Source organism: Streptococcus sp. FSL R7-0212 (assembly GCF_038007985.1).
Lineage (GTDB): Bacteria > Bacillota > Bacilli > Lactobacillales > Streptococcaceae > Streptococcus > Streptococcus parauberis.
This window is the reverse complement of the sequence record NZ_JBBOYF010000001.1, coordinates 482,953-504,984: the sequence shown is the minus strand read 5'-3', so window position 1 is coordinate 504,984 and position 22,032 is coordinate 482,953. Positions and strand designations below refer to the sequence as shown.

At 35.3% G+C, this 22,032-nt stretch carries 25 protein-coding genes and 1 pseudogene; all 26 read right to left on the bottom strand.

Annotated elements, in window-relative coordinates:
- Positions 1–2 precede the first annotated feature (2 nt).
- Positions 3–470 carry an SsrA-binding protein SmpB gene (smpB, locus tag MKY69_RS02765; protein ID WP_003104652.1) on the bottom strand — a complete coding sequence of 156 codons (468 nt, stop codon included), beginning with the start codon at positions 468–470 and terminating at the stop codon, positions 3–5.
- Positions 470–2,794 (bottom strand): ribonuclease R, encoded by a 2,325-nt coding sequence (gene rnr, locus MKY69_RS02760; protein ID WP_340790933.1) that lies wholly within the window; start codon positions 2,792–2,794, stop codon positions 470–472. Before rnr ends, smpB begins: the two co-directional genes overlap by 1 nt.
- Before the next feature lie 82 nt (positions 2,795–2,876).
- On the bottom strand, positions 2,877–3,113 hold the full coding sequence (gene secG / locus MKY69_RS02755; protein ID WP_340790932.1) for a preprotein translocase subunit SecG: 237 nt from the start codon (positions 3,111–3,113) through the stop codon (positions 2,877–2,879).
- Positions 3,114–3,158: 45 nt separating this feature from the next.
- On the bottom strand, positions 3,159–3,305 hold the full coding sequence (gene rpmG, locus MKY69_RS02750; RefSeq protein ID WP_013793719.1) for a 50S ribosomal protein L33: 147 nt from the start codon (positions 3,303–3,305) through the stop codon (positions 3,159–3,161).
- Entirely contained in the window at positions 3,302–4,504 is a 1,203-nt protein-coding gene (locus tag MKY69_RS02745; protein ID WP_076751741.1) for a multidrug efflux MFS transporter, read from the bottom strand. Before MKY69_RS02745 ends, rpmG begins: the two co-directional genes overlap by 4 nt.
- A 100-nt stretch (positions 4,505–4,604) precedes the next feature.
- The gene (locus MKY69_RS02740) at positions 4,605–6,107 is read right to left on the bottom strand and encodes a helicase HerA-like domain-containing protein (RefSeq protein ID WP_037619776.1); all 1,503 of its coding nucleotides are present in this window, start codon (positions 6,105–6,107) and stop codon (positions 4,605–4,607) included.
- 120 nt (positions 6,108–6,227) lie between these two features.
- Positions 6,228–6,884 carry a membrane protein YczE gene (yczE, locus tag MKY69_RS02735; RefSeq protein ID WP_003103741.1) on the bottom strand — a complete coding sequence of 219 codons (657 nt, stop codon included), beginning with the start codon at positions 6,882–6,884 and terminating at the stop codon, positions 6,228–6,230.
- 7 nt (positions 6,885–6,891) lie between these two features.
- Positions 6,892–7,482 (bottom strand): dephospho-CoA kinase, encoded by a 591-nt coding sequence (gene coaE / locus MKY69_RS02730; protein WP_003106323.1) that lies wholly within the window; start codon positions 7,480–7,482, stop codon positions 6,892–6,894.
- Complete coding sequence (gene mutM / locus MKY69_RS02725) at positions 7,475–8,299, bottom strand: DNA-formamidopyrimidine glycosylase (protein ID WP_003105438.1); 825 nt, start codon at positions 8,297–8,299, stop codon at positions 7,475–7,477. The genes coaE and mutM overlap by 8 nt, the downstream gene beginning before the upstream one ends.
- Before the next feature lie 355 nt (positions 8,300–8,654).
- Positions 8,655–8,942 (bottom strand): bacteriocin immunity protein, encoded by a 288-nt coding sequence (locus tag MKY69_RS02720; RefSeq protein ID WP_003106321.1) that lies wholly within the window; start codon positions 8,940–8,942, stop codon positions 8,655–8,657.
- A 232-nt stretch (positions 8,943–9,174) separates the two neighbouring features.
- Entirely contained in the window at positions 9,175–9,408 is a 234-nt protein-coding gene (locus MKY69_RS02715) for a hypothetical protein (protein WP_340790929.1), read from the bottom strand.
- A 286-nt stretch (positions 9,409–9,694) separates the two neighbouring features.
- The gene (locus MKY69_RS02710) at positions 9,695–10,327 is read right to left on the bottom strand and encodes an ABC transporter ATP-binding protein (protein WP_340790928.1); all 633 of its coding nucleotides are present in this window, start codon (positions 10,325–10,327) and stop codon (positions 9,695–9,697) included.
- A 1,140-nt stretch (positions 10,328–11,467) separates the two neighbouring features.
- Entirely contained in the window at positions 11,468–12,427 is a 960-nt protein-coding gene (locus MKY69_RS02705; protein ID WP_002360751.1) for an IS30-like element IS1062 family transposase, read from the bottom strand.
- A 62-nt stretch (positions 12,428–12,489) separates the two neighbouring features.
- Positions 12,490–12,786: a hypothetical protein gene (locus MKY69_RS02700; protein ID WP_340790927.1), complete on the bottom strand. Its 297-nt coding sequence runs from the start codon at positions 12,784–12,786 to the stop codon at positions 12,490–12,492.
- Between the two features lie 57 nt (positions 12,787–12,843).
- Positions 12,844–13,233: a hypothetical protein gene (locus MKY69_RS02695; protein ID WP_003106311.1), complete on the bottom strand. Its 390-nt coding sequence runs from the start codon at positions 13,231–13,233 to the stop codon at positions 12,844–12,846.
- Positions 13,234–13,377: 144 nt separating this feature from the next.
- Positions 13,378–13,854, bottom strand: coding sequence for an NUDIX hydrolase (locus MKY69_RS02690; protein ID WP_003106309.1), 477 nt, complete (start codon positions 13,852–13,854; stop codon positions 13,378–13,380).
- Positions 13,855–14,038: 184 nt separating this feature from the next.
- Positions 14,039–14,938: a GTPase Era gene (gene era / locus MKY69_RS02685; protein WP_003106308.1), complete on the bottom strand. Its 900-nt coding sequence runs from the start codon at positions 14,936–14,938 to the stop codon at positions 14,039–14,041.
- A gap of 13 nt (positions 14,939–14,951) precedes the next feature.
- Entirely contained in the window at positions 14,952–15,359 is a 408-nt protein-coding gene (locus MKY69_RS02680) for a diacylglycerol kinase family protein (protein WP_003105517.1), read from the bottom strand.
- Positions 15,340–15,837 carry an rRNA maturation RNase YbeY gene (gene ybeY / locus MKY69_RS02675; protein ID WP_103344930.1) on the bottom strand — a complete coding sequence of 166 codons (498 nt, stop codon included), beginning with the start codon at positions 15,835–15,837 and terminating at the stop codon, positions 15,340–15,342. The genes MKY69_RS02680 and ybeY overlap by 20 nt, the downstream gene beginning before the upstream one ends.
- Before the next feature lie 172 nt (positions 15,838–16,009).
- Positions 16,010–16,585: a uracil-DNA glycosylase family protein gene (locus MKY69_RS02670; protein ID WP_003106306.1), complete on the bottom strand. Its 576-nt coding sequence runs from the start codon at positions 16,583–16,585 to the stop codon at positions 16,010–16,012.
- Between the two features lie 58 nt (positions 16,586–16,643).
- On the bottom strand, positions 16,644–17,699 hold the full coding sequence (locus tag MKY69_RS02665; protein ID WP_003106305.1) for a PhoH family protein: 1,056 nt from the start codon (positions 17,697–17,699) through the stop codon (positions 16,644–16,646).
- 118 nt (positions 17,700–17,817) lie between these two features.
- Positions 17,818–19,550 (bottom strand): annotated as a pseudogene (locus tag MKY69_RS02660) (oleate hydratase).
- Positions 19,551–19,702: 152 nt separating this feature from the next.
- Positions 19,703–19,918, bottom strand: a complete 216-nt coding sequence (locus MKY69_RS02655) for a YozE family protein (protein WP_003105877.1) — start codon at positions 19,916–19,918, stop codon at positions 19,703–19,705.
- Positions 19,919–19,938: 20 nt separating this feature from the next.
- A complete protein-coding gene (gene msrA / locus MKY69_RS02650) occupies positions 19,939–20,460 on the bottom strand; it encodes a peptide-methionine (S)-S-oxide reductase MsrA (protein WP_003103153.1) in 522 nt (173 codons plus the stop codon).
- A gap of 68 nt (positions 20,461–20,528) precedes the next feature.
- Positions 20,529–21,383 carry a CvfB family protein gene (locus tag MKY69_RS02645; RefSeq protein ID WP_003102620.1) on the bottom strand — a complete coding sequence of 285 codons (855 nt, stop codon included), beginning with the start codon at positions 21,381–21,383 and terminating at the stop codon, positions 20,529–20,531.
- Positions 21,384–21,466: 83 nt separating this feature from the next.
- The gene (frr, locus tag MKY69_RS02640; protein ID WP_003104966.1) at positions 21,467–22,024 is read right to left on the bottom strand and encodes a ribosome recycling factor; all 558 of its coding nucleotides are present in this window, start codon (positions 22,022–22,024) and stop codon (positions 21,467–21,469) included.
- Positions 22,025–22,032 lie beyond the last annotated feature (8 nt).

Here is a 22,032-nt window from a genome sequence, read left to right as displayed (position 1 = left end):
TTTTAACGTGAATTCACGCTTTTCATAACACGTTTGATATCACGATCTTGTTCACGACGTTTCAATGATTCACGTTTATCAAAATCATGTTTCCCTTTTGCCAGACCAATCAAGACCTTAGCAAAGCCATCTTTCAAATAAATCTTTAAGGGAATCAAGGTCATCCCAGTTCCTTTAAGTTCATTTGCTAGATGCTGAATTTCTCGTTTTTTCATCAAGAGCTTACGCGTACGCTCTGGATCAGAATTCCATATATTTCCTTGTTCAAATGGTGCAATATGGACATTCACTAGCCAAACTTCATTATTTTTTATCTGTGCAAAACCATCTTTTAATTGGATACGAGCTGCGCGGACACTTTTAATTTCTGTACCAGTTAAAACAATCCCAGCTTCAATGGTTTCGACGATATGATAGTCATGCCTAGCCTTTTTATTTTGTGCAAGTAGATTACCTTCGCCTTTAGCCATTAACGACTCCTTTTCTTACTATTCTTTTTGGCAGCGTCTTTATAGAAAGGTTTTCTTCCCTTTTTCTTAGGTGCTTCCTCTTTGTTTTGATCATTTGATTTGTTTTTTGGGAATCGGTCGCCCTTCTTAGAATCGTTATTTCTGCGACGATTATTTTGTCTGTCAGGTTTTTCGACTTTTTCTTTCACATCAAATTCACTTGGAAGATATTCAAAGTCAATATCTCCAGTTTCTTTATTTGCTTTGACCAATTTAACATGAATTGGCTGACCGACTTTAAAGACTATTCCTGACTTTTCACCTTGTAAGGTCATATTACGTTCATTGTAATTATAGAATTCTGGAAGACTGGTAACATGGATTAAACCTTCAATGGTATTTGGTAATTCAATGAACATTCCAAATTTAACTACGCTGGCAACAATGGCATCAAATTCTTCACCAACGTGTTCTTCCATGTATTCAGCTTTCTTCATAGCTTCTACTAAACGTTCTGCGTCAATGGCACGACGTTCTAAGCGTGAAGATGATGCAGCTAATTCTGGGATAACCTGTGCAAAATGTTCCTTCTTCTCTTCGGTCACATGACTATAATCACGAATCATCCGGTGAACAAGCAAGTCAGGGTAACGTCTGATTGGACTAGTGAAATGTGTGTAATACTCAGCAGCCAGTCCATAGTGACCATGATTAGTTTCTGAATAGCGAGCTTGTTGCATGGAACGTAGTAACATCATGTTCAGTACTTCTGCCCCTGGCTGGCCTTCAACTTTGGCCATAAAATCTTGTAGAGCTTCTTGTGAGATTTTATTTGCCGTACCTTTAATTTGAACACCAAAAATACTTGCATAGTCCAAGAATTTTTGTAACTTCTCTGATTTTGGTTCTTCATGGACACGGTATATAAATGGCAGCTTAGCTTTTGAAAAATGCTCGGCTACACACTCATTGGCTGCTAACATGAAAGATTCAATCATCCGCTCTGCGATTCCGCGACTGCGGACCACAATATCAACCGGCATACCTTTATCATTGACAATAATACGGGCCTCAGAGGTGTCAAAGTTAAGGGCTCCGCGTTTGACACGCATGGTTTCAAGGATTTTATGAAGGACTGCCATATCTTGGACTGCCTCAACAATAGGTGCAAATTCATCAAGGGCCTCTTCATCGCCAGCAATCATATCATTTACACGGCTATAAGTCATTCTCAAAGTAGTATTAATGACAGATTGACAGATTTGATAATCAACAACTTTACCTTGCATATCGATTTCCATAATGGCTGACTGTGTCAGACGGTCCACGTTTGGATTCAATGAACAAATGCCATTAGAAAGACGTTCTGGTAACATTGGAACAACGCGGTCAGTTACATAAACAGATGTTCCACGTTCAGCAGCTTCACGATTTAAGGCAGAACCTTCAGTTACATAGTATGACACGTCAGCAATGTGGACACCTAGTTCGAAGTTCCCATTTTCAAGCTTTTTGATATGAATGGCATCATCTAAGTCCTTGGCATCAGCCCCATCAATGGTAATGGTAATTTCTTTGCGTAAATCAACACGTCCCATTAAATCCTTATCACTTGGTGCATCTGGTATAGCATTTGCTTCAGCTAAGACATCATCTGGAAACTCTGAAACAATATCCATTGATTCCAAAACTTCTAAAACATCAATCCCAACATCCCCTTGATGACCAACAATATCACGGACATTTCCCACAAAATAATCATGTCCTCTTGTTGGGTATTTTTCAATCTCAACTTTAATAATTTCTGATCCGTCCAAAACAACTGGCTCTTTTTTGATATAAATTGGTTGTTGAATTTTTTGATTTTTGGATTTAATATAACCAGCATATTTTGGCTTATCATCATCTAAAACAAATTTACCTACAACAGTTGTTAGGGCATGTTCAACCACTTTGACAACTTTTGCTTCAGCAGCTGTCCCTTTTATACGATCTGCAGGTTTTTTGATAGTTACTGCAACCTTGTCACCATCAATAGCATAACCAACATCATTACGTCCAATGAACATATCATCTTCATTTTCATCAACAAATAGGAAACCAAAGCCTGCCTTATTAGCTCTAAAGACTCCTTCAACAGTAATGATTTCTTTTTCTTCTCTCGGTTTACGAAGCGAAATCGTCCCATCATTTGAGAAACGTAAAAGTCGCTTACTTTCCATTTTTGAGATTTCTTTGATTAAGTTTGGAAACTTTTGTGCTCCGACCATATCCAAAGCAGCAGCAATATCATTGATATTGGATTTACCATGTTCTTTTAGATAGTTTAATATTAATTTTTTCATGTTACCTAATTTCTATTCCTGTAATAAGCTGTACATTTTTCTAATAAAAAATGAGCTAGACTAACTCTGTCAAGCTCACATCTTATTTACTTGATAAAACAGCAAGCACAAGTGCAATTGCTATCCAGAAAAATACTAGAACCGCTGTAAAACGTTGCATAAACGCTTCAAATCCACGCGCTTTTGTTCTTTCAAACAAAGCTTCTGAACCACTATTATCAAATACATTGCTGCTAGGATTTTTTTGCGGTTGCATAAAAATGGCAATCACAAGAATCACTGACAAGACAAGCAATGCTGTAAGTAGTAAGTTGTACATCTTCTTTCCTCCACTATAGTCTAAATAATTTTAACACAAATAACCTTAAGATTCAACATGCAAGGTTACTTTTCTCTCTTTAGGACAATACTTAGGAACCTTAATCTTATCCGGATGTGTGGTCTTATTTTTACTAGTTAAGTAATTCTTACTGCCACACTCACTACATTTTAAATTTATCTTTATTCTCACACAATATCCTTAATTTTTAGATATTTCCTAAAATTAATTAAACTCCACAGAAAATTAATTAGGACAATTAAACTGGTTACATAAAATACAGATCGATAGCCAAGAATAATTGCTACATTAGAACCAATGAAAGGTCCAATAACTTGGCCGAGATTTGTAAACATTTGATTGAAAGCGAATATCCGAGATATTCCTTCACGTGGTGTTATTCTTGTCAATAATGAATTAATACTTGGCATTAATGCACCAACACCAAAACCATAAGCAAAACGTAATAATCCTAATTGGAGACTGGTTTGTGCTAATGCACTGAAAAAATACATGACAAAACTATAAAATAATGCCATTAGTAATAATCGATGATTACCTATTCGGTCACCAATTTTCCCCAGAGTCGAACTACTCATTAAACTGGAAAAGCCCATTGAAGAGACAATTAAACCTGATACAAAGAGTAAGTTCTCCTTTTGTCCTAAATGTCTGATATATAAGGATAATATAGGAGCTACCGATTGAGCAGATATCTGGATAATCATACTAGTGACAAAAAGGCCAAGCATGATTTGTTTGCTTTTAACCCTCTTAATAATAATTTTTGTTGGCACTACTTGAGCTCGATTTACCGGTTCGAAGTCCTCTTTGACAAAGAAGACGGTCATAATCGTTGAGACAAATAAGATGAGTCCAACAAGCAAGAAGACCATTCTAATACCAGTCATCTCTGCTAGAACTCCACCAATTAAAGGACCAATCAGCATACCTGCCGTAACCCCTGTTGCTAAAGTTCCAAGTGCATAACCTGATTTGTCATTCGGTGCCTGACTAGCAATTAAAGCTGTAGAATTTGGCACATAGCCAGCAAAAATACCATTTAAAAGTCTCAAAAAGAGTAGCCAATGAACATTGGGAATGAAGGCTAATCCCCCCATTGTAAAGGTCATCACAAAACTAGCCCTAACCATCATTGGTTTACGCCCATAGCGATCTGCTAGTCTACCCCAGACAGGAGCAAATACCGCAGAAGCTAAAGCTGAAATGGCTACGGCTAAGCCAGCGTACCACTCTACCTTATTTTTTGGTGCTCCTAAATCCTCGACATAGAGCGCCATAAAAGGCATGACAAGTGAAAAGCTTGCCCCAGTAAAAAAGTTACCAAGCCAAGCTACTTTTAAATTTTGTTGCCAATTTACAGTTGAAATTGCTTGTTGATCAATAAGTCATCATCTTCTTTCCAAAATCGATATCCTACATTATAACATAAATTCAAGAAAGATTTAATTGAAAGTCCCAGTAAACGTTTTAGCGTTTACGTAATGAGCCCATTAAACCACGAACTAATTCGCGACCAATTGTTCTTACTGCCGTACTAATGAAAGCATCTGTTGCTTTCTCAACAACTGTTTTACGAGGTCTGCCAGCAGAACGATTAGCTTGTCTTTGAACACGCTCAGCTTCTTTTGCCGCTTCTTTGTCAGCAAAAGCTTTGTCTTTTTCTTCCTGTGCAGCTTTAGTGGCCGCTTCTTCTCCAATAACTTTTTTTGCTAATAATTCATAAGCTGATTCACGGTCAATAGCTTGGTCATATTTACTCGCAAACGGCGATGATTGAACGATAGCTTGAATTTCAGCGGGAGCCATTTGGTCAAAAGAAGACTTAGGAGGCATAACATAAGCACGCTCCACGATTGATGGTTGTCCTTTTTCGTTAAGAACGGAAATAAGAGCTTCGCCGACTTCAAGCTCCGTAATAGCTGTCGCAACGTCAATGTCTGGATTCTGTCTAAAAGTATCCGCAGCAACGCGAACTGCTTTTTGCTCTTTTGGTGTGTAAGCACGTAGGGCATGTTGAATACGATTCCCCAACTGTGCCAAAACTGATTCAGGCAAGTCTAGCGGATTTTGAGTGATGAAGAAGATTCCTACCCCTTTTGAGCGAATGAGGCGGACAATCTGCTCAACTTTATCTAAAAAGACTTTTGGTGCATCATTGAATAATAAATGTGCTTCATCAAAGAAGAAGACCATCTTTGGTTTTTCAAGATCTCCCACTTCTGGAAGTGATTCATATAATTCAGACAACATCCACAGAAGAAAAGTTGTATAAAGTGTTGGAGAATTAAAGAGTTTCGTTGCATTTAAAACGTTAATTGCTCCCAAACCGGTTGCCGTATCCAATTGCATAAAATCCGTAATATCAAGTGCCGGCTCTCCAAAGAAGAGTTCTGCTCCTTCTTGTTCCAAAGTTAATAAGTCCCTTTGAATAGCTCCAACTGACTGCTTCGCAATGTTTCCATATTGACCTGAATAATCAGTAGCATGATCAGCTACTTCTTTTAGAATAGCTTGTAAGTCTTTAAGATCAATTAATAACCAACCATTTTCATCTGCGATTTTAAAAACAATGTTCAAAACCCCAGTCTGAGTATCATTTAAATTAAGGAGACGGGCTAACATTAATGGACCCATTTCAGAAATTGTTGTTCTAACAGCTTGACCATTTTCTGCAAAAACATCCCAGAGGCGCACAGGAAATGATTGTGGGCTGTAGTCTGTAATACTTAATTTGTCTAGACGGGCTGATAATTTTTCAGTCACCTGTCCAGGTTTAGCCAAGTTGACAAGATCACCTTTGATATCTGCTAAGAATACAGGAATACCTGACAAACTTAATTGTTCTGCTAACACTTTTAAAGTCACTGTTTTCCCCGTACCAGTGGCTCCTGCAATCAAACCATGACGGTTGAGCATATTTAATTGTAATTCAACGGGGTTTGTCCCTTTAGCAATTGTAACTGTGCCCATATAATCCTCTTTCTCCATCTATAAATTTCCTAAATGAATTATTCTTATTTATTGGTCTCTAATTATCCCAATTATAACACAAAAGAGACCTGATTTGATAATCAACTCCCTTTGATTCTATCATTTTTTGTGAACTTCAAGCGGACCGTAAAGCTTTTCTAAAAATGCTAAGCAAAATTGCATCACCCAACCAACTCCGAAAGCAAAGAGCAAGGTTCCAATCCCTAAACTTCCACCTAGGAACCAACCTAATAGGCAGACTGTTCCTTCTATCATAGTACGAACTAGCCCCACTCGCCAGCCTGTTAAGAAACAGAGCCCCACCAGCAAGCCATCACGTGGACCTGCTCCTTTATGACTAGTTAGATAAATCGCGGAAGCAATTCCGACCAAAACAACCCCCAAAATGGTTAAAAAGATTCTCGCAATGATACTTGTAGGAGGCGTCACATTTGAAACAATCAAACCAATAACTAGAGCAATGATGATGACATTAAGAATTGTTCCCAAACCCGGCTTAATTTTTAGTGGTAGCCAGAGGATAAGAACTGTCAAACTGACTAAAAAAGTTACCCAACCAATATTAATTCCCGAAAGATGACTTACCCCTTGTGATAGGACTGTCCAGGGCGCCGACCCTAGATTAGCTAATACTAGGCAGGACTCTCCTACACCAAATAAGACTAAACCCAAAATTAGCACGGAAACCGAGACCGGTTCTAAGCTCCAATAAGTTTTTCCCATCCAAGGTGTTCTCGGTATAATTGATTTTGTCATGATTCTCCTAATCTAACTTACTAAGAATTTGTCCTATCTGATCAGTCAATTCTTGCAAGCTTCCATTATTATCAATCACTATATCAGCAAATTTCAACTTTTCTTGTAATGGCATTTGTGAAGCAATTCGGTCACGCGCCTCTTGCTCACTATAGTGATTGCGATTCATTAGCCGTTGTTTTTGCGTGTCTTGATCAACATAAACTAACCAAATCTCATTAAACCAGTGTCTCATATCTAATTCAATAAGTAAAGGAATGTCCATAAAAAAGGGCTTCCCCTTGGCTTCAAGTTTCTCTTTCCGAGACATCAATTCTTCTTGAATAATCTGATTTTGCAACCTAGAAGAATGATCTCTATTTTCCAGACTAGAAAAAATCATTTTTGACAATTTTGGCCGGTCAATCTCACCATCTTCTTGTAAAATAGAGGGACCAAAAAAATTCAGCAAAGCTTGATAAAGTCGACCACCTTTTCTTTGTAATTCATGAACTACCTGATCAGCATCGATAACCTCATAGCCAGCTTGTCTAATTTCCTTGACAACTGTTGACTTACCTGAGGCAATGCCTCCTGTTAAACCGATAATCTTAGTCATATTTTTGGCACCGTGGACAGAAATGCGTCCCTCTTCCTGCAACTTTTATTTTCTGAATAGCTGTTCCACACCTAGGACATGGTTTATCCTTTTGCCCATAAACCATAAGATAATCCTGCATCGACCCGTTCATGCCTAAAGTATTTTGGTAGGTACGAACGGTCGACCCACCCATTTCAACCCCTAAAGCTAAAATAGCAATTGCTTGATCATGAATTCTTTTAATTTCGGCCTTCTTAAGACTATTACTAAGCTTCATAGGATGCACTTTAGCAGCCCACAAAACCTCATCGACATAGATATTCCCTAGTCCAGCTACTAAACTTTGATCCAAAAGCCATGGTTTAATAATCTTTTGGGAGGATAGCAGAGCTCTTTCAAAAGGCTTTAGCTTAAAGTCAGCTTTAGTTGGTTCCGGACCAATCTTTTTCTCTAAGAAGAATCGGTCCAATTGACTTTTCTCAATTAAATTAAATGTACCAAACTTCCGCACATCTTGGTAGACTAAGGTAGACCCATCAGTAAAAGTAAAAAAGACATGAAAATGTTTATTTACGGGAACAAAATCATTAAAGAGTAAGTATTTACCTTCCATCCGTAGATGAGAAATCATTACTAATTGGCCTAAATCAAATATTAAATATTTACCTCGCCGTGAAACAGCTTCTATCGTTTGACCTTTTAAAGCAAGTTCGAAAGCAAGACAATCATACTTAACCATATTTGGTACTTTGACAGTAACTTGACTAATAACTTTCCCACGGACCAGCTGCTCTAAACCACGACGGACAGTTTCAACTTCTGGCAATTCTGGCATCAATCTTACCATTCAAGGGCAAACTTCATTTCGAGTTTGTGACCTCTAACCTTTCTATGAAATCATTCAACAATCATATTTAGACAAGCAAAATATGTTTTTATAAGCGACATAAATGTATGATTATTATACCATGATTCTAAGATTTCTTTTGATTTCAAAGCTTCAATAGCTATAACATATCTCTAGGTTAGTTCAAAAGAAAATGATACAGTTTTATCAAGAAATTTACAATTAGGATGATGTTAATAGCTTTGAAAGTATTTTTATTACAAAAGCGATATGTAATTCCAATCATTGTGGCATAAAGCATTGCAAGCAAATATATATTCCTCTTACTTAATATTTCCTAGCATTAATACCCATATCTGATTTGAGAAAGTTTCTGAAGTTCTTTTAACAACCCCAATTGCTCACTCGATAGATTGATTTTATGTTTTGTTAGCACTTCAAATAGTTCAACATTCATACGACTCAGAATAAAAGGTACTGATGACGCATTAGATTCTAATTCACTCTGATACCGTTGAAAAAGCTGACTTATTTCTTTCTGCTCACTATTCCCTTCAATTGAATTTTGTAAATTTTGAATAAGTTCTAAAGCTTTCACAGAACGCTCCGAACCACCTGCAAACCATTTCATATCGACCTCTATTTTTTCTAAATTTTTATCATATGGACATAATAATTTCTAAATTATTATTCACTCTAACTATACTATCTTTTACTCCTAAAAGAATTTCAGGCCCAGTTTTCTATCTGGTCCTTAAGTTCTATCGAAATAAAAATTCCAAATTATTTGTGAGTTGTTAATGTTTTTTAACTCTAAATTTTATCAAAAAAAATTTTTCTTCGTTCATCTAACTTATGTAGGTTTACCTTACTACACCAAATGAACCTATTCCTTTTATCTTGTTTTGATGAATTTCAATGTCAAGAAAAAATAATTGATGACTACCTTTTTCATTGACATGATCTAATAGTTGCTCACCTCGTCCAAAAAATTCTAATTGGTTACAAAACCAATTATTTTGATTGAGAACTTTTTCGATTACTGTCTCCATATGTAACTGCTGACGAATGACATCTTCTAATACGAATATATTCATTGATTTCCTTTCTGACAAAGTACTGCTATATTTATTTATTCGAAAGGCTATTTATAAAGTTAAAGTAAATGAGAATATTTATCTTATAATTTACTAGTTTAATATAAAATGAATGCTTTTGGGAGATTGTTACAATAAAGTTTTGTTCAACTTTTTCAATTAATTATAATCGTTGATTAACAAAAAAAAGTTGAGTTATGTACCCAACTATCTACATAAGAATGTAAAAATAATCACATTACAAATTTTTCCTTCCATTATTAACTTTTTCGACTTCTACATTAAATTAATACTTTTCTGATACTATTGTTCCTTCCTTAACGTGAAAAATATAATCGCATAAATCCTCAATATCATTTTTATTATGCGATATCATAATAACAAGACCATTTTGTTTGTGTTTCATTATCAATTGTTTGGTAATATTAACACTTTTTTCATCCAGCCCATTCATTGGCTCGTCTAATAGTAATATCTCAGGATAATCCATAAAAGCTTGAATCAAAACCATTTTTTTCTTTGTTCCCAAGGATAAGTTTTTAAACAAAATATCCTTAAAATCTGAAAGATGATATAGGTTTATCCAATAATTTAAATCAATTTTCTCTTTGTTCCGACAGATGTTTTTTATTAACCTTAAGTTTTCTTCTAGAGTTAAAAAAGAAATAAATTCTTGGTCTCCAAGTACTAATCCAGCATTTGTAATTGTTTTATCACCTAGCCCAATGATTTGACCATCTTGGAGAACATTACCTTTAGTCAATTTAGAAAAGCCAGCCAAAGTTCGTAAAATCATGGTTTTACCGGAACCGTTTATTCCCACTAAGCCATAAATATGCTGTTTTAAAAACTTTAAATTAATCTGATTTAATAATATTCTCCTATTTTTAGTTATGTATCCATTTTTTATTTCTAACACATTTTAACCTCCTAATAGCAACGAAACAATAAAATAAGCAAAAAATCATCAAAAGATAAGTAATATGATTTATGAAAAAGATTCTAAAAATTATTTCAATACTGATTAAAACAATGGTAAGTACACTATCAGAACAGAAATATGTGATTAAAAAATAAGTTATAGAATCTACTAAAAACCAAACAAATAAAAGGCAAAGGACATCAACTACCACCACTATACTCTGGTATTTTATAGATAAAAAATATAAGATAAATAATGCTTGCCACAAAAATTCTTTAACGAAAATGTTAATAATTATTTTCATTATTGAAATCTGATAACATCTTTCATTTTTACAATGACTTTTAATCATCATTTTCATGTCCACAGATATTTCAGCCATCATTTTATAAGTCGATAAGAAACTAACAAATGAAAAACCAAGAATCATAATCAATTTAATAAAACTTAACTGCTGCTCATTTTCCGAGGGAAATGGACTAATTAATTGATTAGTAACAAGCTCCTTAAGGTCTAAAATATTGAATTCATTGTAATATGTCAGTAAAATAAAACATATTGTCCAGGAAAGGATTAACTTAGATATGTTGTATAATATTTTAGATAATTTCATGTAAATGTCTTACTTTCAAGATAATAAGAAAAGCAAAAGATGATAAGTTTGATGCTAGAATTTGCCATAAGGAAATATCCCCATAAGAAGTAATCATAATATGAGTCATCGGCACCAGATAAAAAGGCAAGAAACAATATAAAATCGGCGCTGTTCCCCAAAGGTATAAAATATAAGCAAAAGCAGACTTTGAAAAATGATTAAAATAATCGATCAGATAAAAAAATAAAGTGGTCTCAGTCCAAATGGCAACCGATTTAACTAGAACATAATATTGCACGTAATGCCATAGGCTAGTTGAAAAATAATTAAAAATTGAGATGGAACTAAAACAAAATTCTAATCCATCAAATTCAAATCTACCAACTAGAATTGCAGTAATAATGATAATTACTAATAATATAATAAAAGTAAATATATATATTGCCGATAATTGCAGTTTAAGCTTTTTGATAGTCTTGTAATATAAGTTGGTTCGTCCTAAGTAATAGCGACAATATCTATTCTTTAAATAATATTAATTGTCAAATTAAGTTAGACAATTCCTCTTTGCATATGTGACTCAAGAATACTTCTATTGGTGTTTTATAGTTTAATGATTTTCGAGGGATATTATTTCTTTTCGATGCAATAGATTGGATAAAAGATTCATCAACTTCGTTGAAATCCATTTGCTTTGGTAAACCATCTTTACGTAATAAACCATTAGAGTTTTCATTTAACCCTCTTTGTGATGGTGTACCAGGATCTGCAAAATAGATATCAATATCATTTATATTACTGATTGATTTCCAATTTGAAAATTCCTTTCCACAATCAAAAGTCATTGATTTGAATAGATGCTTAGGTACAGATTGCATCCATTGGTTCAAACGATTTTCAATATCTATAGCTCGTCTGCCTTCTGGCTGAAGAGTGATGATTACTTTAGATAATCGCTCAACGAGGGTAATAACAGCACTTTTGTGCTTTTTACCCACAATAGTATCCCCTTCAAGGTGGCCAAATTCTTGATTGAATTTAGAATAATCATTTCCTCTGTCACGAAGTGATCGACGAAAAGATTGTTTTCCCCGAGTTTCTTTGTGTCCGTTGGCTTTACGTTTTCCTTTCATAGGTAGGTGAGTCACTTCAAATACGCCTTGTTTAAACATACGATAAAGTGTACGCATAGAACAAGAAATAGAAAACTCTGCACGGCCAACAATCACATCAGGTGTCCAACCTTGAACAACCCTCTTTTGAATATATTCTGTTTGTTCATCTGATAAGACAATAGGACGTCTGCCACAGCGAGTTTTATTCTTCTTGTATTGATTGAAATAATCTAGAGCATTGTGCCCTGTTTTGAAAAATTGGTAAACTTTATGAATCGTTTGTCTAGATCTATTCAGTAGTACTGCGGTTTTGGCTACAGATTGATGATTATTATAATACGCCTCTATCATTGCAAGTTCATTTGATGTAAGATGGGTATAGGTCATTTGTCTTCACTCCTTATAATTCTTTTGCGGGAACTATCTTGAGTGTAGCACAAATGACTTTTTTATTTGTCTAGCTTAATTTTACAATCGGCGTAATAATAAATATATCCTAAAAACATAATAAATAGCGGAATAAAAAATGCTTGAAAAAAATTAAACTCGAAGAGACTATTATTTAAGGAAAGTAAGCCTTTTAGATATTTAAACTTGATGACTTCCCCGTTTAATCCTTCTAAATCACTAGCCTGAGCATCGAAGAATAAAACATGAAAAATCGCTTGGTGATATATTGACAATAAAAAAATTAAGACAGCAAAAAGGTACCATTTTTTATAAGGTATAATTTTTAATGGAATCATTTCCTCTCCTTTAAATAACGGGAATAACAAACAAAATTTATTTAAAGCTAGGATTTATTATTTAGAATCTGGCGACCAACTACCATCGATGAAGAAGCCACCATCCCAAAAATTTTCTCTTGCTAGATTTAAGTTGTAGATGTGATTTCTCTTAGCATCATTAGTATAAATACCCCTTTGACCTGTCCAAATCATATCAATATCACTTCTTTTAGCACCATTAGAATTTGCTAAATAATGTTTGACCTTAATTTGTGGATTTTTGGCATCCAAATTGACAACATAATAACTATCATTCATTTTCTGCAAATAACCTGTCGCTGTATAGGATGGCGTAATTCGAAAATTCGATAATTGTTCAATCTGTCTAGCCCCTGCAAATACGCTAATTGAAGATGTAAATAAACTAATTATTAAAACCAACATACTAATTTGACATTTTTTCATAAAACCTCATTTCTATTGTTTCATTATTCCTATTTATTTATTCGTAAAACAGCTTCGTTAGTCTAAGTGTTACATATTTTATCATTTTATTTTTATTTTTAGAATGTCATGGATGACACGAAAAAAGAACTGTTGCCAGTTCTTTTAGTGTCCTATTGCAAAGCTGTTAGTAAAAAATTCATTTAGCATTAAGCAGTGCTTTTTAGAAACTGACCCAAGGGCTTGAATTTCCTTCTCTGAAAAGAATTGAAGACGCTTGGTTTCCTCATTATGAAAGTTTACTATGGTAAACTCATTGATAGCTTCAACTTCATACATGGCAACTATGGTTTGCACCTGATCACCATTTGGATAAGATTCATCAAAGTTACTATAGAGATTGAGGAAGCGTTTTGCACTGACTTCAATACCTGTTTCTTCATAAAACTCCCGAAGACAGGTATCGAGAGTACTTTCTCCAAGTTCTACTGTCCCACCTGGTATCGCCCATGTTTCTTTATCAGCTCGTAATTGTAAGAGTACACGGTTTTGATTATCAGTCATTATGCCACCTGCAAAATTTAAAATGATCTTACCATGACCGACTTTTGAACGGATATATGAAATATAATCTTCTTTCATTTTTATCTCCTTAATGCAGAAAAACCGAGTATTTACTCAGCTTTTCAATTTTTTATTTTATTTTGAATTTTTGGTCTGAGTAGGACAAAACAAAGTTTAGGCTCGGTTTAAAAACATCCCCCGGACCTTTCCACGCTTTCCTGTTTCTGAGCTCGGACCTAAAACAGTCTATTCCCAGACTGTTTTAGTACTCTTTCTGGTTATATCCAAAGTCGGCGAGGTCTAGTTTTTTGTCGCGCCAATTCTTTTTAACTTTGACCCATGTTTCTAAGTAAACTTTATCACCTAACATGACTTCGATGTCGCGTCTAGCCATTTTACCGATTTTTTTCAGCATTGCTCCTTGTTTACCTATGATGATTCCTTTTTGGCTATCACGTTCAACCATGATTGTCGCACGGATGTGAACTTTGTCAGTTTCTTCATCACGTTTCATTGATTCTATCACGACTGCAACTGAGTGAGGAATTTCTTGTTGTGTTAAGTGTAAGACTTTTTCACGAATCATTTCTGACACTAAGAAGCGTTCTGGGTGGTCTGTAATTTGGTCTTCTGGGAAATATTGAAAGCCTTCTTCCAAATTATCCTTGAGAATTTCCATCAATGGGTTAACATTATTACCTTGTAAAGCTGAGATTGGAACGACTTCTTTAAAGTCCATTTGATTTCTGAAGTCATCAATTTGTTCAAGGAGTTGATCAGGATGAACCTTATCAATTTTGTTGATAACTAAGATAACAGGGATTTTTGCATTTTTAAGGCGCTCAATTATCATATCATCACCTTTACCACGTTTTTCGTCAGCAGGAACCATGAAGATAACTGTTTCAACTTCACGAAGGGTACTATAAGCTGATTCAACCATAAAGTCACCTAAGGCTGTTTTAGGTTTATGAATCCCAGGTGTATCAATGAAAACGATTTGTTCTGTTTCAGTTGTATAGATACCCATAATTTTGTTACGAGTAGTTTGAGCTTTATCACTCATGATGGCAATTTTTTGCCCCATTACATAATTTAAGAATGTTGATTTACCAACATTTGGACGACCTAAAATCGCCACGAAGCCTGATTTAAAAGCCATGTTTCTCCTTTGTCTAGTTTCCAAAAATTAAATGCCAGATTTTTGGAAGAAAAATAATTAAGCCACTAATGACAGCATATATTGAAATAACGAGAACTGCTCCAGCAGCCATATCTTTAGCTTTTTTGGCTAACATATAAAAGTGATAGTCACTTGCCAAATCTACAACGTTTTCAATTGCTGAATTGACAATTTCAAATGCGATTACTAAAAAAATAGATAGGGTTAAAAATAACCACTCTGTCGCAGAAATATTAAAAATTAGTCCAGCAACGATTGCTAAGAAAGCTGATACAAGATGACTTTTCAGGTTTCTTTCTTCACTCAGTGCTGTTAAGATACCTGTGAAGGCAAATTCCAGACTGGATGTTACTGTTCTGTTTTTCCATTTTCGCTGGGATTTATTGTCGTGTGAGGCCATAAGCAGTCAATATCTCTTCCTGTAATGTAAACATTTCTTTTTCTTCTGCAGGGGTGTAATGATCATAACCATTGATATGTAAGAAGCCATGAACAGCTAAAAAGCCCATTTCTCGTTCAAATGAATGTCCATATTCTTCGGCTTGTTCCTTAGCTTTATCAATTGAAATAAATAATTCGCCAATATAAGCATCAAATTCTGCCATCATTTCTGCTAAATCTGGGTCAGCTTCCATATCACCTTGATCAAAAAGAATCGGTATTTCAGGTTTGTATTCAAGTGAAATGACATCAGTCGGACGATCTGTATCACGATATTCTAAATTCAATTCATGACTTCGCTCATTTGTCACAAAAGTGACTGACATTTCTTTTTGGTCTTTTCCAGTTTTGGTTGCTGCAAAGTTAAGCAAATCTTTTGTTTGCTTCATAATCTCTTGAGGAACTTGGCCGGTTTCATCAATCATCTCAATATACATATCTTTGTTATCAAGGTTTTCCACTACTTTCATATAAATATGAATAAAGAAAATCCTTACCCTTTCAATAGCTTTTAATTCTACTAATTATATTATTATATCATAGAAGCCAATTTTTTTGTGTCTTCTCCATCAGTTCGACGAATTAAAACGATTTCAAAGACTGTTTTTCCTAGTTTTTAAGAATTTCAGCTACTCGTTTTTGTAATGTCGGAATAACCTGATCTTGAAACCAAGAGTTCTTCTTTATCCAAATTTGATTACGAGGTGACGGATGAACCAGAGGAAAATAGTTTGGTAGGTATTCCTCAAATGACCTAACTGTTTCTGTCAGTGTTTTCTTGGATTCTTTACCTAAATAATGTTTTTGAGCATACTGCCCAACTAAAATGATTAATTCCACATTTGGCATAGTTTTTAGGATTTTTTGATGCCACTTATCAGCGAAGCCATTCCGCGGTGGAAGATCGCCCGACTTGCCCTTACCCGGATAATAGAAATCCATAGGAATAATACCGAAAAGACCGGAGTTATAAAAGGTGTCATTATCAACATCCAGCCACTCACGGAGACGAATACCACTTCGGTCATTCCAGTAAATTTTCGTTTCTTGAGCAATGATTCCTGGAGCCTGTCCGACAATGACAATTTTGGCTGTTTTGGGAGCTGCATATAAAGGCTCAATCCCCTTGTCTGTATAGGTTTTATTCTCCTCATCATCCATAATTTCTTTAAAAATTTTATCCATAGATCCTCCTAGCAAAAAAGGCCGGCTTAAAACAGTCCTGTTTCGATGGGCCAAACCTTTACTTTTCATCTTTATCTGAGGCTACTTGTCCAATTACATCATAAGAGGTAAGACCGGACTTCTTCTCTATTTTTTCTTCTTCTTTTGGTGAATCGCTTGCGCGATCAGTTTCATAAGCCTTAATGATATCAGCAACAACTGGGTGACGAACGACATCTTTAGCAGTGAAATGAACAAAATCGATGGCTTTAATATGACCTAACTTTTGACTGGCATCTATCAAACCTGACTTAACATTTCGAGGCAAATCAATCTGACTAATATCGCCATTAACGATCATCTTAGAGTTAAATCCAAGACGTGTTAAGAACATTTTCATCTGCATGATGGTTGTATTTTGCGCTTCATCAAGTATGACAAAGGCATCATCCAAGGTACGACCACGCATGTAAGCTAAGGGGGCAATCTCAATGGTTTCTCTTTCCATTAGGCGACTTGTTTGCTCTTTGCCAAGAATTTGGTAGAGAGCATCATAGACAGGTCTTAAATAGGGATCAACCTTTTCTTTTAAGTCACCAGGTAAGAAACCTAAGCTTTCACCAGCTTCAACAGCCGGTCTGGTTAAAATAATCCGTTTCACTAGTCCTCTTTTAAGTGCTGTTACAGCAAGAGTCACGGCAAGGAAGGTTTTTCCAGTACCTGCAGGACCTATTCCAAAGACGACATCATGTTTTTTGACACTATCAACATAGACTTTTTGTCCTAAGGTTTTAACCCGAATCGGCTTACCATTGTTATCTTTAATAATTTCTTCTTCATAGAGGGCTACAAACTTATCAATCGTCGCATTCTCAGCCATCGACATTGCTGTTACTACATCAGAAGTGTTAATAAGCATACCACGACCAACAAGAACCATCAGGGCTTGTATAGTTATCTGGGCAAGGTCTAAATTAGCTTGACTATCTGCAACAATCTGAACACGTTCCGTGCGTGCATGAATGATGACGTTAAAGTAATCTTCAATCCGTTTTAAATGACGCTCATTAGATCCAAACAGCGCTAATAAATCATCCGGATGATTAAGGGTGATTTCAGTAGAATATTCTTGCAAATTAGACTTCCTTTTCTTCATATATGTAACTTTATTATATCAGATTATTAGAGATACTTGTCAAATTTACCCCTATAATCTAAGTTAAAAAGGCAAGGAAATCCTTAACTTTTTTAGCTTATATCAAATGTGCTTCTTTTAATAAGTCTTCAACAAAAGTATCTTTGATTTTTTTTACGACTGATTTTTTCAATTAATTTTACTATTGGTAAATCTTGGTCGGTCAATGGTTTCTTATCTCCTAGGTAATAAAGTGATTTTAGGAGTTCTCGGATCGGATGTCGCAGATAGAATTAAAGACTTCAGAATGCCTCGTTCAACATTCAAGAACATCTAAACTGCTTCCATGACTGTCCGAATTGAATATTCAGTGGTAAAGTCGGTGACAAGTGATGGAGACTCTGCAAAGTTACCAATAAAAGCTTAGTTTACAGACCCATTTGGGATAACTTTTGGCCGATCATTTTCAAGACGCGGCATGAAGTAACTTGCAATATAAGGCACATAAACTGGCACGGAATTAATCGATTCTTTTTACGCTAGCTCAGCAATCCAATCAACTGGAACTCCTAAATGATAAAGTCATTCCTTTGTGATTTCCTGACCAGTACAATCTTCAATCTTTTTATAAACATAGTCACCCTCTTTTTTAGAATAAAGGGCATAAAGCCAAACAGTTGTTTCGTTTTCTTTTTGTTTTTTTGTTTCTTGAAGTGTGGCTAGCGGTGAATTGCAAAGCTCATGAGCCAGTTAGAATCAACAACAGTGATAATCCTAACAATATTGACTTTACCGTTATTCATGCTTCGTTTGATAAGGTGTTCGATGTATGGCTCTACTAATAAATTTGATATCGTAGCTCTCGCAGAAACAAACCATGATTCAGCTGGTAAATCTTTATAGAAAACTTTGGGATGACCAAAATCATCAGATTGAGCAGCTAGATTCTCCCAGAAATCCCATGATCCACCTAGATTTTTATTAGATTTAGCAATTTGATCATGGCTACCATAACTTGTACTTTCAGTAATTGAGCCATTTGTCACTAAGACCAAATCATTTTCTGCCAAATCTAGAGATTTACTTTCTCCTGAAACCGTTAATAGTAATTTCTTGGCAACTTTTTATTACCTTTTATATCCATTTTGATATTGCGAACTGCAGTATCAAATTGACATCCACACCATGATCCTCTAGATAGGCAATGATTGGTTTAACCATTGAGTCATATTGGTTATATTTATTAAATTTCAAGGCCGTGAAGTCTGGTAGTCCATCAATGTGGTAGATAAAACGCATTGCATAGCGACGCATATACGCAACTGAATGCCATTTCTCATTGGCAAACATAGTAGCCCAATAAGCCCAGAAATTACTGTCAAAAAATCCGTCGATTGTTTGATTGCCAAGGGATTCTTCAGTTTTCATTATCATTCTTACAATCTCTTTGGAGTGTTTTCCAAGGTATACATATATCATCAGAGAGTCGAGTCCCTTGTTGATGAATTTGGATTATCTATATCTAACCAGTAGAATTCATCCAGATAGGAAGCCCCTGGAATTTTAATGACGGAATCGAACAATTCATATCCCACATACATTCAAAATAGTTTTCCATTCCACGCCCTCCACGGGTCACAAAACCAATATCAGACTAATCAGTCCCATCAAAAGAACCACCATCCTAAGGCAGTTCTTCTAAAATATGAATCTGTTTGCCAGCCATTTGACCATCTCAGCTGCTACAAGTCCAACAAGGCCTGAATCAACAAAATAAGCTGATTTATCATCAACACCCTCAGGTTTTCATGGTCGTGCAAATGCTTCAAAATTACCACTACTATAATACATCCGTAGTCCCCTTCTCGAGAATAATCATATTGCTTTAATTACCTACACATTACTCTTATTAAAATAAGAGATGCTAATAAAAAATGGAATTATTTTAGACTATTTTGAAAAAATGTCCGAAAAAAAAATACACTTCTAATAAAAAGTGTATTTTAATGCGCTAGATAGTCATCCCAAATACTATCAAATTGACCTAAATTAAAGGTGAAAGTTGCTTGATCCTCTAAATAACGACTAATCAAATCAAAATCATCTGTGTGCTTTGGAAAAGTCGTATCCTCAAAAGCTAAGTCCGCTAAAATAGCTACTGGTGCATTTGATTTAGGATTTCTCTGGGTCATTAACCAGGTATAAAATGATTTTCTCAAACAATTCTCTCCTTATTGTCCTAATTCCAATTTTCTTCTAAAAAGTCATGTCGAATCTGGGCACTTAAAGCATAGCGTCCTGGGTTCTTTCTGTAAAAGGCCTGATGGTATTCCTCGGCTGGGTAAAAAGGTTGGGCCTTTTCAATTGTCGTTACGATAGGCTGATCAAAACGTCCTGATTGAGCTAGTTTTTCCTTAGATTGCTCTGCCATTTCCTTTTGCGTCTCTGACGTATAAAAAATGACGGGCCGATAATTATCTCCTCGGTCTTGGAACTGGCCCATAGCATCAGTCGGATCAGTTTGAGCCCAATATATATCTAGTAGGTCTGGGTAGCTGATTTGATTGTCATCGAAAATAACTTCAACTGCTTCTGTATGTCCAGTCTGTCCCTGACAGACATCTTCATAAGTTGGATTAGGCATGTGGCCTCCAGTGTACCCACTGATTACTGATTTTATACCAGACATCTCTTCAAAAGGTTCAACCATACACCAAAAGCATCCGCCTGCGAAGATGGCACGCTCTAATTTTTCTTCCATAGTTTACTTCCTCAAATTTTATTGTTCTCATTGTAACAAAAAAGCTTGCCAGAGGCAAAGCTTTTTTCTTAAATTAGTTCTGTTCCTGTTGCATCTTGTTTGATTCGTTTTGCTTTCATCAAACCACCAAGAGCTTTTTTAAACTGACCTTTGGAAATACCAAAAGTAGCTTGAATATCTTCAGGTGCTGATTTATCATTTAATGTCATAAATCCACCATTTGATTCCAAGTAAGTAACAATCATTTGAGCATCATTTTCTAACATTTCAAATGAACGTGGTTTAACTGATAAATTTAGCGTGCGGTCAACTTCTCTAAAGCCAATAACACGTGTATCTAATACCTGACCTAACCGTGGTTCAGAATAACGTTCATTTGGGTGGATAAAACCTAACATATTGTTTTCTGGTAAGTAAACAAATGTTCCAGAAAGTTTTAGTCTGTAGACAATAGCTGGCCAACTTTGATTTTGCATATTATCGAAGGCTGGATCTGCCATTTCTTGGAAGACTTCTGGTTGAGCAGGGACACCCCAGAGACGATCTTTGTTATCAACGGTCACCGTAATGTAGAGCTTATCCCCTTTTTTAGGCCACAATTCTTTCATGTCTGGCAAAAGGTCTAAGGAAACAGCAATTTCTTTATTGGGAATACCTGTATCGACAAAGACTCCTAGGTCACGGCGGACATCAGTTACTTCACCCCATCCATATGAATCCTTACGAGATTGGATATCTTTAGTAGTTAAGCGAAGTTTTTGTTTCATATCTGTGTATGCAAACCCAGTTACCATTTCCCCAATCTGATGTTCACCCTCTTCTTTTGACAAAGAGAAGATAAAGCCATCTTTTTGGATGAAATAAGAGTTATCATTTTCTTCTCTTACCAAGCCCGTAATTTGTGTTGCTAATAATTCATTCATAATTTATACCTTTAAAAAAGTAGGCACAAGTCAAAAACAACTGCTTCTGAAATTGTTACCTACCTCCATATCTTTATTTAAACTTAGACTTCTAATAGTTCTTTTTCTTTATTAGCTGTCATTTGATCAATGTGCTTGATAGCATCATCTGTTGCTTTTTGAATATCTTTTTCTAATGATTTCAATTCATCTTCAGTTATTTCTTTAGCTTTTTCTTGTTTCTTAGCATCATCCATTGCATCACGACGGATATTACGGATAGCAATTTTTGAACTTTCACCGACTTTTTTCACTTCTTTAGCTAACTCTTTACGTGTTTCTTCAGTTAAAGCAGGGATAACAAGACGAATGATAGAACCATCATTAGCAGGTGTAATTCCTAAATCTGATGCATTAATTGCACGCTCAATATCTTTGATTGATGATTTATCAAATGGTGATATCATTAAAACTCGTGCTTCTGGAACAGTAATTGATGCTAGTTGATTTAATGGTGTAGGTGCTCCATAATACTCAACTTGGATACGGTCTAAAAGACTTGCATTAGCACGACCTGCACGGATACTTGCATATTCACGAGATAATGATTGATGTGATTGTTGAAAGCGTTCATTTGCTTTCTCAATTATAGCGTTTGCCATTTTTAAAA